The sequence below is a fragment of the Bacillus sp. FMQ74 genome, from assembly GCF_001875785.1.
In the GTDB taxonomy this organism is placed as follows: Bacteria; Bacillota; Bacilli; order Bacillales; family Bacillaceae; genus Bacillus; species Bacillus stercoris.
Genome location: NZ_MOEO01000009.1, coordinates 120,137 through 133,699, shown reverse-complemented (window position 1 = coordinate 133,699; position 13,563 = coordinate 120,137). Strand labels below are relative to the sequence as shown.

Here is a 13,563-nt window from a genome sequence, read left to right as displayed (position 1 = left end):
TATTTATCACAGGAAGCCAAACTATATACTGGAAATTTATAATATGAGATAATAAGAAATAGGTATATTTTCTTACGAGACAAAAGGGGCGCTATCCTTTAATTTATATCAATCAAACCCGGAGGAAAAAGAAGAAGATGACACAAGATTCAATGCAGCTTGCCGCGGTTGAAAGCGGTCTTCGCTTTTACAAGGCGTATAATCAAAGCCTTTCTTTGTGGCCGATTGAGTCGGAAGCATTCTATGTTTCTACTCGTTTTGGAAAAACACATATCATTGCAAGTGGGCCAAAGGGCGCGCCTTCGCTCATTTTGCTTCACGGAGGCCTTTTTAGCTCTGCGATGTGGTATCCGAATATCGCGGCTTGGAGCAGTCAATTTCGTACATATGCGGTCGATATAATAGGAGACAAAAATAAAAGTATACCATCAGCAGCGATGGAAACAAGAGCTGATTTTGCAGAATGGATGAAAGATGTCTTTGATTCTCTTGGACTTGAGACAGCACACATGGCCGGTCTTTCGCTTGGCAGCTCCCATATCGTGAATTTCTTGCTTCAAGTGCCTGAAAGAGTAGAGCGGGCGGTTGTTATGAGTCCCGCTGAAGCGTTTATTTCATTTCATCCGGATGTCTATAAATACGCTGCGGCGCTTACAGGGTCAAGGGGAGCTGAAGCATATATCAAGTGGATCACAGATAACAGATATGATCTTCATCCTTTACTGCAAAGCCAAATTGTGGAGGGCGCGGCGTGGCAGGATGAACAAAGGAGCCTGAAGCCGACAGAAAATGGCTTTCCGTACGTGTTCACAGACCAGGAATTGAAATCAATACAAGTCCCGGTACTGCTGATGTTCGGTGAGCACGAGGTCATGTACCATCAGCAAATGGCTTATGAGCGGGCTTCAGTACTGGTGCCGGGAATTCAGGCTGAAATCGTAAAGGGCGCTGGACACCTGTTATCTCTGGAGCAGCCAGAGTACGTCAATCAACGCGTCTTGTCCTTTTTGGGCGGAGAATAAATTACTAAAAATATGAAAAGATTGGCGTTCATTTTTCAAATGGTAACAAATGTTGTATAATAATAGAATTTGAATGCTGCTTTTTTGGGGGCATTCTATGTTATCATGCTTATTGGAGAAAATTTTTCCTGTAACGCTATTCGATTACTATCGTCGAATAATATAGATGGTTTTACAATTGGAGGTTTGGTTACACTGTGAATTACATCCCCTGTATGATTACGATAGGAAATTTCATTTGCGGATTGCTGGCGATTCATTCCTTGCTATATCACAACATTCATTCAGCAGTGCTATTCATTTTTACCGGCATGTTCCTTGATTTCTTTGACGGTTTGGCTGCACGTAAGCTGAATGCCGTTTCTGATATGGGAAAAGAATTAGATTCGTTTGCCGACTTGGTTACGTTTGGGGTGGCTCCCTCTATGCTTGCTTACAGTGTCGCGTTGTATACCCTTCCATTTATCGGGATCTTATGCGCATTGACGTACAGCATTTGCGGAATGCTTCGCCTCTCTAAATTTAACATTGAACAAAGCAAGCTCCCAACATTTATTGGTATGCCGATTCCATTTGCGGGCATGTGTCTTGTTATTCTAAGCTTCACCTATAACCCGATCCTTCTGGCAATCGGCACTTGCGGACTTTCATATTTAATGGTGAGTAAAATAAAATTCCCTCATTTTAAAAAACATGCGGCAGAAAACCTGGAGTCCGGGAGATGGAATTAGTTCAGCAGCTCATAGCGGATTACGGTTATCTCGCTATTTTTTTGATGCTTGTATTAGGGATTGTAGGGTTGCCGATTCCAGATGAAGTGATGATGACCGTTGTTGGCTATTTCACGCATACCGATGTATTGAATTATGAGCTTTCGATATTGATCAGCTTTGTCGGGGCTTTGTTAGGTATGCTGATCAGCTACATGATTGGCAGAAAAGCCGGACGCCCGTTTATCGATAAGTACGGCAAGTGGGTCGGCTTAAAAGAAAAAAGAATGATGAAAGTGGAGAAATGGATGAAGAAATACGGTCCATATTCTCTTATTTTAGGTTATTTTATTCCCGGCGTCAGACATGTGACATGCTACTTTTCGGGGATCGGCAAAATGGATTTGAAAACGTATATTGCGTTTGCGGCAATCGGCGCCTTTTTGTGGTGCTTTGTTTTTATTACAATCGGAAGGGTTATAGGGATTATTCATGTTTAATACGGCTGTAAAGATTCTGTATCGATCATTGATAGAGCTGACGAATCATCGTCTGTCATCCTATCTGATTAAAGGATTTTGCGAGTCGAAAATCAGCAAACCGGTCATTCCGCTTTTCTCAAAACATTTTCGGCTGAATTGGGATGATGTGGACGGGACGGCTGCTGATTACGGATCGCTGTCCGAATTGTTCATTCGACAAATTAATCTGGAGCGGCGCCCTGTTTCAAAAGAGGCGCATGCGGTGGTCAGCCCTGTTGACGGTGTGGTTCAGACGGTAGGAATCATCAACCCGAATCAAACCTTTACGGTAAAGGGAAAAGATTACTCATTCGCTGAGCTGACAGGCTGTAAAAGCGCGGACCATCAATACAATGGCGGATACTTCGTCGTGCTGTATCTAAGCCCGCGCCATTATCACCGTTTCCATTCTCCGATCAGCTGCAGGTATCAAAAGCTGGCCGAGCTCGGAAATCGCTCATATCCGGTAAATCAATTAGGCTTAAAATACGGAAAAGATGTGCTGTCGAAAAATTATCGGTTTGTGTACGAACTGAGTGGCGGCAGTCGGAAAGTCCTGATGATTCCTGTCGGTGCGATGAATATTAATTCTATCGTGCAGACAAATACCCGTGCTGAATTGGAGATCGGCGAGGAGCTAGGATACTTTTCATTTGGATCAACCGTCATTTTGATTTTTGAAAAAGACGCGTTCCAGCCGTCCGCCAATTTAACAGAAGGCCAAGAAGTTCAAGTTGGAGAACTGATAGGTTACGAAGAGTAAAAAGAGGAGCTTGCATAGACGCAGCGCCTCTTTTTTTGAAGAAAGGTGAGACTCATGGAGAAACAAATCATCAGCTGGATTACAGATTATCAGAACACCGGAGATGAAGCTGTCCTGCGGCATTTGCGGGAAGCGTGCTGGCCGATCATTGAAGCGGTTTTGCAAGAGAAGGCAATGGATGATGAACAAGCGAACAATTTGCGCGAAAAAGGAATCGAGCGGTTTCCCTTTATCATCAGCAAATACCAAGCGGATGTGCAGCTTCCGGTTGAGACATTTTTACGAAATACATATCGGTTTTACTTTCATCAGGTGATGAGAGAATCCAGCTAAAGCTTCTTTCAACAGAGAAGCTTTTTCTGTTGGAGGAAAAAGGAAACTTTTTCAATAGCTATCTTGTAACGACTAGAGAACCTAGCAGAAAAGGAGAGATAGAATTGAAACGAATGATAGTGAGAATGACCCTGCCGCTGCTAATCGTTTGTCTGGCGTTTTCTTCTTTTTCAGCCTCTGCCCGTGCTGCTTCTGAAGAAAAACATTGGGATTCATGGATTGAACGACATGTACAGCCACTGGATGCTTCCAATGCTTCAAACAAAGACCTTCGATTTCTAAAAAAGGTGCTGAAAGGGAAACGAATCGTTCAGTTAGGGGAAACGACACATGGCGCTGGCGAAATCAATGCCACAAAGGTCAGAATGATCAAATACCTCCACGAAGAGCTGGGATACGATGTATTGGCCTTTGAATCTGGCTTCCCTGATACAAATGCATCCTACCTAAATATGGACCAATTAACCCCAAAAAGCACGATGAAAAACTCCATTTACGCTGTATGGCACACAGAAGATGTCGTTGAATTGTTTGATTACATGAAAGAACAAAAAGAGAAAGGCGATCCGCTGATCCTTACCGGTTTTGATATTCAAAGCATGAAGAATTCATTCAATGATGCTGCGGCTCAATGGGTAAAAGCGGTGAACCCGGAAAAATCAGAGCTGCTTTCCCAATCAGAAAATGATTTCTCAACATTAGTGACAGACAGCAATACGTTTGATGAATTTTCGCAAAAGAAGGAAAAGCTTGTGAAAAACTATCAGGGGCTGATCAAATTCGCTGAAACAAATGCCTCAGAGCTAATAGCTCACCTTCCGAAAGAGCCGAACGCTTATGAGATGTTTATGCATTCCCTTCAGCTGAGAATTGACGTCATGGAAACGTATATGTTGGAAGAAATGAAAGAAAAACTAGAGGATTATCCCAAGAATATTGAAGATTTTTCATTCTTTATGAGAGACCGCATGATGGCTGAACAATTTCAGTGGGTAGCCGAAACTCTTTATCCGAAAAAGAAAATCATTGTCTGGGGCCACAATTACCATCTTCGCAAACAGAATACGAAAATGATAAAGGACTGGGTACAGCTAAACGGCCGTAACATGGGTGATTATTTGCCGGAGCGGCTGAAGAAACAAACATATACGATTGGCATTTATGCTTACTCAGGTGCGAGTCTGGATAGTTCCGATAATAAGACGGTTATGCCGGTTACAAGCCCGCCGCCGTCTGGAAGTCTTGAAGCTTTGCTGAAAGCTGCGGACCATCCAGCTGTCTTTGTTGATTTTCTCCATACAAAAAACAAGAAAGGCACTTCGTGGATGTATACCCCGCGGACTGCGCTCTATTGGGGGTACATGGAAGAGCAGATGATCCTGAAGGAACAATATGACGGTGTCATTTGGCTGGAGCATATCACGCCGTCAGTCATTATCAAGTGACCGGTATCCCCTGTGGTAAACAGGGGATTTTTACATATCGCAAAAATAATCAAAACATATAATCCGTGATCCATTATTCTAAAACAGAAAGGGGATTGGAGCGTGCAATGTATTATGAAAAAGCGGTTCAGAAAACAATCAATTGGATTGAATCACATTTGCATGAGCAAATATCAAACGAGGATATTGTGAACGTTTCAAGCTTTTCAAAATTCCATTTTCATCGGATTTTTCAAAAAGAAGTCGGTATGTCGGTTGCTTCTTATATTCGGTTAAGACGTCTTGCAAATGCAGCGGCAGCTTTGCTTTATACAGATCATCGTATTATCGATATTGCTTTGTATTATCAGTTTGAATCTCAAGAAGCATTTACGAGGACCTTCAAAAAGATGTATCACATGCCGCCAGGAGCATACCGAACATTTATGAAACGCTTTACTTCAAAAAAGGAGGAATCTTACATGGAGAAAAAAATGAAAGGCTGGGTATTGAGCGGGAGCCATCCGTTCCAATTCGAAATGGGGATTGACCGGGAAAATGTACATCAGGGAAAAGCTTCAGGGTATTTAAAGTCAAAGATGGTGCAGGATATCGGTGAATTTGCGACGATGATGCAGCAATTCAAAGCAGGCTGCTATCTTGGAAAAAGGCTTCGTTTATCAAGTTTTATCAAAACAAAAGGAGTGCAGCATTTTGCCTCACTTTGGATGAGGGTTGACAGTGCCGCTGATGATGTTCTCCAATTTGATAATATGAGCAACAGACCTATTACCGGAACAACCAATTGGAATCATTATGCTATCGTTTTAGATGTTCCTGAAAATAGCGCAGTGATATCTTTTGGTGTTCAATTATCTGGACCGGGGCAGGTGTGGATGGATCATGTTGTTTTTGAAGAGGTAGATAAGAGCGTTCCTTCAACAAACCTTGAAATGCCGGGAGAACTTTTAGATGAGCCGGTAAATTTATCTTTTGAAGAGGAATTATAATAATAGTTTTCAGATAACTATATTAATTAGTAATTTAATGGAAAATACTATACGTTATTCATAAACCCTTGTGCCGCATAGGTTTGTAAGAGGCTGGATATTTTTATCAGTCTGGGCGGATCTGTTCATCTTTGCGGCATTTTCCTGTATGATATAGTAAGAGTGTGCATAGCAACTAACTATAATTGAACAGGGTGTTTAAAACATGGAAAAACAATACAGAGTATTACTTTACTATAAATATGTTCCGATTGAAGATCCAGAGGCGTTTAGAGAGCAGCATCTGGCTTTTTGTAAGGAGCTTGGTTTGTTAGGCCGTATCCTTGTTTCTTCTGAAGGAATTAACGGTACGGTGTCAGGTACGGTTGAACAGACTGAAAAATATATGGAAACAATGAAAGCTGATCCTCGTTTTGCGGATATGGTATTTAAAATTGATGAAGCAGAAGGCCATGCCTTCAAAAAAATCTTCGTGCGCCATAAAAAAGAGCTTGTCACGCTTCGTCTTGAAGATGACGTCGATCCGAATGAAACAACAGGTCAGCATTTGAAGCCAGCAGAATTTTATGAGAAGATGCAGGATCCAAATACAATCGTAATCGACGCGCGTAATGATTACGAGTATGACCTTGGCCATTTCAGAGGTGCAGTCCGTCCTGACATCGAAGCCTTCCGCGAATTACCGGAATGGATCGAAGAACACAAAGATATGCTTGAAGGCAAAAAGATTTTAACGTACTGTACAGGCGGCGTACGCTGTGAAAAGTTCTCAGGATGGCTGGTGAAGCAAGGCTTTGAAGATGTAGCCCAGCTTGACGGCGGAATTGTGACATACGGAAAAGATCCTGAGGTGCAAGGCAAGCTTTGGGACGGCCAGTGCTACGTATTTGATGAAAGAATCAGCGTGCCTGTCAACCGTGTCGAGCATGTGATCGTCGGAAAAGACTACTTTACAGGAGAACCGTGTGAGCGTTATGTGAACTGCGCAAATCCATCTTGCAATAAAAAAATGATATGCACACCGGAAAATGAGTATAAATATATGCGCAGCTGCAGCCACGAATGCCGCACGAACCCAAGAAACCTGTATGTGAAAGAGCATAATATGACAGAAGAAGAAGTAAACGCAAGACTGGCAGCGATTGAAACAGAAGAACACGCTTCTGTTGAATAATGGAAAGAACACCTCGGAATGAGGTGTTCTTTTTTTATAAGCTTTCGGTTTGGCCGTTTGCGGAAACCCATTCTTTTTGGCGGAAGGCTTTTTCCCATTTTGACACCACGATGCAGGCGATCGCATGTCCCGGAACGTTCACGCCTGTTCGCGCCATGTCCATGACACGGTCAACACCCGCGATAATGGCAACGCCTTCAGCCGGCAGTCCTACAGCATTGGCAGTTGCCAGAAGCACAACAAGCGAGCCAGAGGGAACGGCTGCAATGCCTTTACTGGTCATCACAAGCACAAGCATCATGAGGAGCTGCTGGGACAATGTCATGTCTACATGAAAGGCCTGTGCCAGAAAGATACAAGAAATCGATAAATATAAGCTGGAGCCGTCACAGTTCAATGACAAGCCGGAGGGAATGACAAATGATACCACTCGTTTGGGACAGCCGTATTTCTCCATTCTATCCATCAGCTGAGGGAGAATGGTTTCAGTGCTGGTGGTGGAAAATGCAATTAAAAACAGATCCCATATCATTTTCAATACTTCGAAATACTTAATCTGAAAGATAAGACCGACAAGCGGAAAGAGGGCAAAGAGGATTAGGAACAGGCCAAGGAATACCGTGCCAACCAGCTTAAACATAGGGAGAAGGAGCTCGATGCCATATTGGCCTACAGAGGCCGCCATCAGGGCTAATACGCCAATAGGAGCAGTCACCATGACGATTTGCGTGAGTTTGAACATAATTTGAGCGGCGGATTCAAAGAAATTCATCACGGGTTCAGAGGCTTTGCCGATGCCGGCAGCGGCGACACCGAATAAAATCGCAAAGAAAATCACGGCAAGCAAATCATTTCTGGCCATCACATCAATAATGTTTGTAGGAATAATATCGAGAATCATTTGTTTAAAATCAACAACTTTTTCAGTGTAGCCTGACAGTTCATTGATATCTTTTTTCGCCAAATGGGAGAGGTTAAGCCCGACACCCGGTTTTAAGACATTCGCTAATAAAAGTCCGAGCGCTAATACAAGCGTGGTAATCACTTCGAACCAAATGATCGTCTTGAAACCGAGGCTGCCCATTTTTTTCATGCTTCCGCTTCCTGCGGCTCCGATGACAATGGTAGAAAACACAATCGGCACAACAATCATTTTAATCAAGCGGATAAATCCATCTCCGACAGGCCTCAGTGCCATCCCGAAATCAGGAAAAAAGTGGCCGATCACCGCACCGACAGCCAAAGCGATTAAAATTTGAAACGCGATTAATTTTTTCAAATGAATCCCCCTTTAGAACGATAGAATGTAGGCATATTCATATCATTCGTGATTCTAAAGCAAACCCCTTTTTTCAAGTTATTTTATTTTGATAGCGCTTTCATTATGTTGGCGAAAAAGTCCCCCGCAGCAGGGGGGACTTTTTTACTTCATTTGAATGTGCTTCATATCATCTTCAGAGATATTTGTGAAAATAACCGGTGTGACTGCTGAAGCGGCATGCTGCTTGATGTAATCAAGATCAAAAGTGAGAAGCAGTTCGCCTTGTTTGACGGCTTGTCCGCTCGTGACATGTGCTTCAAAGCCTTCCCCATTCAATTTGACGGTATCAATGCCGACATGAATCAGGATTTCGGTGCCGTCGGCGCTCATAAAGCCGATGGCGTGTTTTGTTGGAAAGATCGAGACGATCTCGCCGTCCGCAGGTGCGACGACTTTTCCTTCTGATGGATTAATCGCAAGTCCCTCGCCCATCATTTTTTCTGAAAAAACTTGATCAGGAACGTCCGCCAGAGAGACTGTTTCTCCTTTGAGCGGATAAATAAAGGCCTCGTCGGAAACAGGCTTTTGCTGCTTGTCCGTTTCCGTGTCCAGCGCGGCGGCGGTGTCAGGGACGCCCCCGGCCATAATCGTTTTGATGTCGTCTTTTAAGGCATCGGATTTTGTTCCGAATATCGCCTGAAAGTTGTTGTTGATTTCGAGCACACCTACTGCGCCAAGCCGTTTTAATTCATCTTTGCTGACTTGGCTTGGGTGATGAACGGTCACGCGAAGCCTTGTGATACACGCATCCAGATTAGCGATATTTTGCTGTCCGCCCAAGGCCTGCAGCACGTGAAAGGCAAGCTGGTCTTTTGAGACTGGAGCTTTCTCCTCATTCTGACCGTCTTCATCTGTTTCACGGCCGGGCGTTTTCAAATTCCATTTCTGAATCGCAAATCGGAACAAATAATAATAAATGAAAGCAAACACGATCCCGACAGGAATGACAACCCAGCCGTTTGTTGACAGTCCGTAGTTCAAGACGTAGTCAATTCCGCCTCCTGAGAACGTATAGCCGTGGCGGACATGGAATAAATCACAAACGACAAAGATGACGCCGGCAAGAATAGAGTTTATCAAATAGAGCACAGGTGCAACGAATAAGAAAGAAAACTCAACCGGTTCTGTAATTCCGGTCAGCATAGATGTGAGCGCCGCAGAAATCATAACGCCGGAGATCATTTTTTTCTTTTCCGGACGCGCGGTATGGATAATGGCAAGAGCAACTGCTGGCAGACAGAAAATCATGTAAGGGAAATCCCCCATCATAAAGCGCCCGGCTGTCGGGTCTCCCGCGAAAAACCTTGTCAGGTCGCCGGTTACGGTGTTGCCTGTTGATGGGTCTGTGTATTCTCCCATCATAAAATAGAAAGGTGTATAAAAAATATGATGCAGGCCGAAAGGAATCAGCAAACGATAGATCGTTGCATAAAAGAACAGGCCGACTGTTGAATCGGCAATTAAACTGCTGGCTGCGTTAATTCCATTTTGGATCAGCGGCCAAACGAATGAGAAAATGACACCGATCACCAATGAACTGACGGAAGTAATAATCGGGACAAAGCGTTTTCCAGAGAAAAATCCAAGGACCGGATGCAGCTCGATTGATGAAAACCGCTTATATAAATAGGCGGCGAGAAGCCCGATGATGATTCCTCCGAAAACTCCCATATCAATCAGGTGCTCGGCTCCTTCATACGGAAGCTGAAGGCCGAGTAATTTTCCCATATTGTCGAGGGTAACGGTTAAAATTAAGTATCCAATGACAGCGGCAAGTCCGGCTACACCTTCGCCGCCGGCTAATCCGATTGCGACCCCAACAGCGAAAATCAGCGGAAGATTATCGAATACAACGCCGCCCGCATCCTTTATAATAGGGATGTTCAGTAAGTCCTTGTCTCCGAAACGGAGCAAAAGACCCGCTGCCGGCAGGACGGCAACCGGAGTCATCAACGCGCGGCCAAGCTGCTGCAGAATTTGAAATGCCTTTTTAAACATGACAGTCTCCTTTTATTGTGTTATGAGTATGGTGCACTCTTTAATTTTTGAGCTGCTTTATTATCGACGATAACGGTTACATGACTGTGTTTTTGGAGAATGGAGGCCGGTACATCTGTCGTGACAGGACCTTCAGCCATCTTTTGAATGGCGTCTGCTTTTTCCTCGCCGCTTGCTAAAAGCACAATATGTTTGCTGAATTCCATGATGGTTTTAATGCCCATTGAAATCGCGAGCCTCGGCACCAGCACTGGATCACCGCCGAAGAATCTGGCATTTGCCTGTATCGTGCTTTCCGAGAGCTTCACAATACGTGTCCGGTCCTCAAAATCAGATCCCGGTTCATTGAAACCGATATGGCCATTGGCGCCGATGCCGAGAATTTGGACATCAATGCCTCCCGCCTGGCGGATGAGATCTTCGTATACCTTGCATTGAGCCTCAAGCTGCGGATTGTCTCCTTGCGGGATATGAATATGATCAGGCTGCATATTGATATGCTGAAAAAGATGCTCATGCATAAATTTGTTATAGCTTTGCGGATGAGATGGAGAGAGACCAGCGTACTCATCCAAATTAAATGTAGTAACCTTTGAAAAATCAATTTCGTCTGCCTGATAGTCTGAAATCAGCTGCTTGTACAAGCCGATCGGCGTGCTTCCGGTTGCCAGGCCAAGAACAGAATCTTTCTTAGCTTGTATTTGCTCTTTAATAATGGTAGCGCTTAACTTACAGAGTTCATCGTAGTGCTCAGCAATCAGAATCTTCATGTGACACCCCCTCAAAGAGATAGACAAGCACCAAATTTGTTATGACCAATTTATGATACTTGTCATTACGAATTTAGCACCACCGTTATCAAACTGTCAATATTAATTTCTGAAAATTTGTTATAAAAGAAGGATACAAATCTTTCATATTGGGATGGCAAATGGTATTATGGTCTCAATGAAAAAGAACGGATTGCATACAGAATGGGGAGAATGAAATGACAGCTTTATATTCTGTTATCAAGTTTAAAATCATTGAATTAATTAAGTCTGGCAAATATCAGGCGAATGACCAGCTGCCGACGGAGAGTGAGTTTTGCGAACAATATGATGTCAGCAGAACAACTGTGAGACTGGCCCTGCAGCAGTTAGAGCTTGAGGGATATATTAAGAGAATTCAGGGGAAAGGGACGTTTGTATCGGCGGCAAAAATACAAACGCCGATTCCGCATAAGATTACGAGCTTTGCAGAACAAATGAGAGGCCTGCGTTCCGAATCAAAAGTGCTTGAGCTTGTGGTGATTCCCGCTGATCACTCCATTGCCGAACTTTTGAAAATGAAAGAGAATGAACCTGTCAACAAGCTTGTCAGAGTCAGATACGCTGAGGGGGAGCCTTTGCAGTATCATACCTCGTATATTCCCTGGAAGGCTGCACCGGGGCTGGCGCAGGAGGAATGCACCGGCTCGCTGTTTGAATTGTTAAGGACAAAATACAATATTGAAATCAGCAGGGGAACGGAATCGATCGAACCGATTTTAACGGATGAAACGATCAGCGGCCACCTATTAACCAATGTCGGAGCGCCTGCGTTTTTATCAGAATCCCTTACCTATGATAAAAATGAAGAAGTGGTGGAATATGCGCAAATTATTACGCGGGGAGACCGAACGAAATTCACCGTAGAACAGTCATATCATTCATAAAGAAATACGTGATAAGAAGGGAATGGTCGTTCTATGTTTCTATTGACGAATGGAAAAGTGCTGTGGGGAGCTGTGATTGCTGCATTCATCCTTTCAATCGTGTTTTACCCTTTTCTGCCGGCGCAGATGCCGATTCATTATGATGTAGCGAACAGCCCGGATCTGACAGTTAACAAGCTGGCGGGGACTGTGATGCTGCCTGTTTTGATGGTGGTGTTTGCATGGGCGCGGAAGATCAATTGGCAATTAGTGTTCGCAGTGTATATTTTGCTGATTTGCCACATTGTCATCCTTTGTTTAGCGGTCTAAATCAAACAGCCAGAATAAAACTGGCTGTTTTTCTTTAATTTCAGCTTCATCTGACAATGAATGTGGTGTATAATAGCTGATAATCCTAAAGAATATTCTGAAATTTAGCGGTGTGGAGCGGCGTATCATGAAAGGAAGGGCTTTATGTTTTTTGCAGCCTTAAAAAGACTGAATATTTAAACAATTATATGAAAGGTGTGCTGGTCAGATTGAATAAGCTTATTGAACGAGAAAAAACTGTATATTATAAGGAAAAGCCCGACCCGTCTTCCTTGGGGTTTGGACAATACTTTACAGATTATATGTTTGTGATGGACTATGAAGAGGGAATTGGATGGCATCATCCGAGAATTGCACCGTACGCACCGCTTACACTCGATCCGTCTTCATCTGTTTTTCATTACGGCCAGGCTGTTTTTGAAGGATTAAAAGCATACAGAACAGAGGATGGCAGGGTGCTCCTGTTCCGTCCGGATCAAAATATCAAACGGCTGAACAGATCGTGTGAGCGCATGAGCATGCCCCCTTTAGACGAAGAGCTGGTGCTTGAGGCATTGACGCAATTAGTTGAGCTGGAGAAAGATTGGGTTCCAAAGGAAAAAGGAACGTCACTGTATATTCGTCCTTTTGTCATTGCCACAGAACCGAGTCTCGGTGTGAAGGCATCCAGGAGCTATACATTTATGATCGTGCTTTCGCCTGTCGGCTCCTATTATGGCGACGATCAGCTGAAGCCGGTTAGAATTTATGTTGAAGATGAGTATGTGCGGGCGGTCAACGGCGGAGTCGGATTTGCAAAAACGGCTGGAAACTATGCCGCCAGTCTTCAGGCACAGCGGAAAGCGAATGAACTGGGCTATGACCAGGTACTGTGGCTGGACGCCATCGAAAAGAAATATGTAGAAGAAGTAGGGAGCATGAACATCTTTTTCGTCATAAACGGTGAAGCTGTCACACCTCATTTAAGCGGAAGCATTTTAAGCGGGGTGACACGCGCGTCTGCGATTGAACTGATTCGAAGCTGGGGCATTCCGGTTCGTGAAGAGAGAATATCAATTGATGAGGTGTATGCAGCCTCTGCACGCGGAGAATTGACAGAGGTCTTCGGCACGGGCACAGCAGCCGTCGTTACGCCTGTCGGTGAACTCAACATTCATGGAAAAACGGTGGTTGTAGGCGATGGGCAAATCGGGGACATCTCGAAAAAGCTGTATGAAACGATAACAGATATTCAGCTTGGCAAGGTAAAAGGCCCGTTTAACTGGACAGTGGAAGTGTAAAA

General features: G+C 43.9%; 14 protein-coding genes. 11 read left to right on the top strand and 3 right to left on the bottom strand.

Translation table 11 applies throughout. From position 1 onward, the window contains the following. Positions 1-137 precede the first annotated feature (137 nt). The 8 genes from cesB to trhO all read left to right on the top strand — a co-directional run bounded on the left by cesB (position 138) and on the right by trhO (position 6,957). Positions 138-1,022, top strand: coding sequence for an enantioselective carboxylesterase CesB (gene cesB, locus BLL41_RS17030; RefSeq protein WP_071578758.1), 885 nt, complete (start codon positions 138-140; stop codon positions 1,020-1,022). Between the two features lie 197 nt (positions 1,023-1,219). After that, positions 1,220-1,753, top strand: a complete 534-nt coding sequence (gene pssA / locus BLL41_RS17025; RefSeq protein WP_071578757.1) for a CDP-diacylglycerol--serine O-phosphatidyltransferase — start codon at positions 1,220-1,222, stop codon at positions 1,751-1,753. Beyond that, positions 1,744-2,232 (top strand): DedA family protein, encoded by a 489-nt coding sequence (locus BLL41_RS17020; RefSeq protein WP_014662613.1) that lies wholly within the window; start codon positions 1,744-1,746, stop codon positions 2,230-2,232. The genes pssA and BLL41_RS17020 overlap by 10 nt, the downstream gene beginning before the upstream one ends. Continuing rightward, positions 2,225-3,016: a phosphatidylserine decarboxylase gene (locus tag BLL41_RS17015; RefSeq protein WP_071578756.1), complete on the top strand. Its 792-nt coding sequence runs from the start codon at positions 2,225-2,227 to the stop codon at positions 3,014-3,016. The genes BLL41_RS17020 and BLL41_RS17015 overlap by 8 nt, the downstream gene beginning before the upstream one ends. 54 nt (positions 3,017-3,070) lie before the next feature. Beyond that, positions 3,071-3,349: a hypothetical protein gene (locus BLL41_RS17010; protein WP_071578755.1), complete on the top strand. Its 279-nt coding sequence runs from the start codon at positions 3,071-3,073 to the stop codon at positions 3,347-3,349. Positions 3,350-3,453: 104 nt separating this feature from the next. Next, positions 3,454-4,794: an erythromycin esterase family protein gene (locus BLL41_RS17005; protein WP_071578754.1), complete on the top strand. Its 1,341-nt coding sequence runs from the start codon at positions 3,454-3,456 to the stop codon at positions 4,792-4,794. A gap of 107 nt (positions 4,795-4,901) precedes the next feature. Continuing rightward, positions 4,902-5,783, top strand: coding sequence for a helix-turn-helix transcriptional regulator (locus BLL41_RS17000; RefSeq protein ID WP_071578753.1), 882 nt, complete (start codon positions 4,902-4,904; stop codon positions 5,781-5,783). A gap of 205 nt (positions 5,784-5,988) precedes the next feature. Beyond that, positions 5,989-6,957: an oxygen-dependent tRNA uridine(34) hydroxylase TrhO gene (trhO, locus tag BLL41_RS16995; protein ID WP_071578752.1), complete on the top strand. Its 969-nt coding sequence runs from the start codon at positions 5,989-5,991 to the stop codon at positions 6,955-6,957. A 34-nt stretch (positions 6,958-6,991) separates the two neighbouring features. Here the strand turns inward: trhO and gltP are convergent, their stop codons facing one another. From gltP to nagB, 3 genes are all read right to left on the bottom strand, one after another. Continuing rightward, on the bottom strand, positions 6,992-8,236 hold the full coding sequence (gene gltP, locus BLL41_RS16990) for a glutamate-aspartate/proton symporter GltP (protein ID WP_071578751.1): 1,245 nt from the start codon (positions 8,234-8,236) through the stop codon (positions 6,992-6,994). Positions 8,237-8,380: 144 nt separating this feature from the next. Next, the gene (gene ptsG / locus BLL41_RS16985) at positions 8,381-10,276 is read right to left on the bottom strand and encodes a glucose-specific PTS transporter subunit IIBC (protein WP_071578750.1); all 1,896 of its coding nucleotides are present in this window, start codon (positions 10,274-10,276) and stop codon (positions 8,381-8,383) included. Between the two features lie 20 nt (positions 10,277-10,296). After that, positions 10,297-11,046: a glucosamine-6-phosphate deaminase gene (nagB, locus tag BLL41_RS16980; protein WP_071578749.1), complete on the bottom strand. Its 750-nt coding sequence runs from the start codon at positions 11,044-11,046 to the stop codon at positions 10,297-10,299. 218 nt (positions 11,047-11,264) lie between these two features. Between nagB and gamR the strand changes: the two genes are divergently transcribed. The 3 genes from gamR (at position 11,265) to BLL41_RS16965 (ending at position 13,561) form a co-directional block, all read left to right on the top strand. Beyond that, positions 11,265-11,972, top strand: coding sequence for a transcriptional regulator GamR (gene gamR, locus BLL41_RS16975; protein ID WP_003234841.1), 708 nt, complete (start codon positions 11,265-11,267; stop codon positions 11,970-11,972). Between the two features lie 33 nt (positions 11,973-12,005). Further along, positions 12,006-12,281, top strand: a complete 276-nt coding sequence (locus BLL41_RS16970; RefSeq protein WP_071578748.1) for a DUF1648 domain-containing protein — start codon at positions 12,006-12,008, stop codon at positions 12,279-12,281. A 209-nt stretch (positions 12,282-12,490) separates the two neighbouring features. Then, positions 12,491-13,561, top strand: a complete 1,071-nt coding sequence (locus BLL41_RS16965; RefSeq protein WP_071578747.1) for a branched-chain amino acid aminotransferase — start codon at positions 12,491-12,493, stop codon at positions 13,559-13,561. Positions 13,562-13,563: the final 2 nt, after the last annotated feature.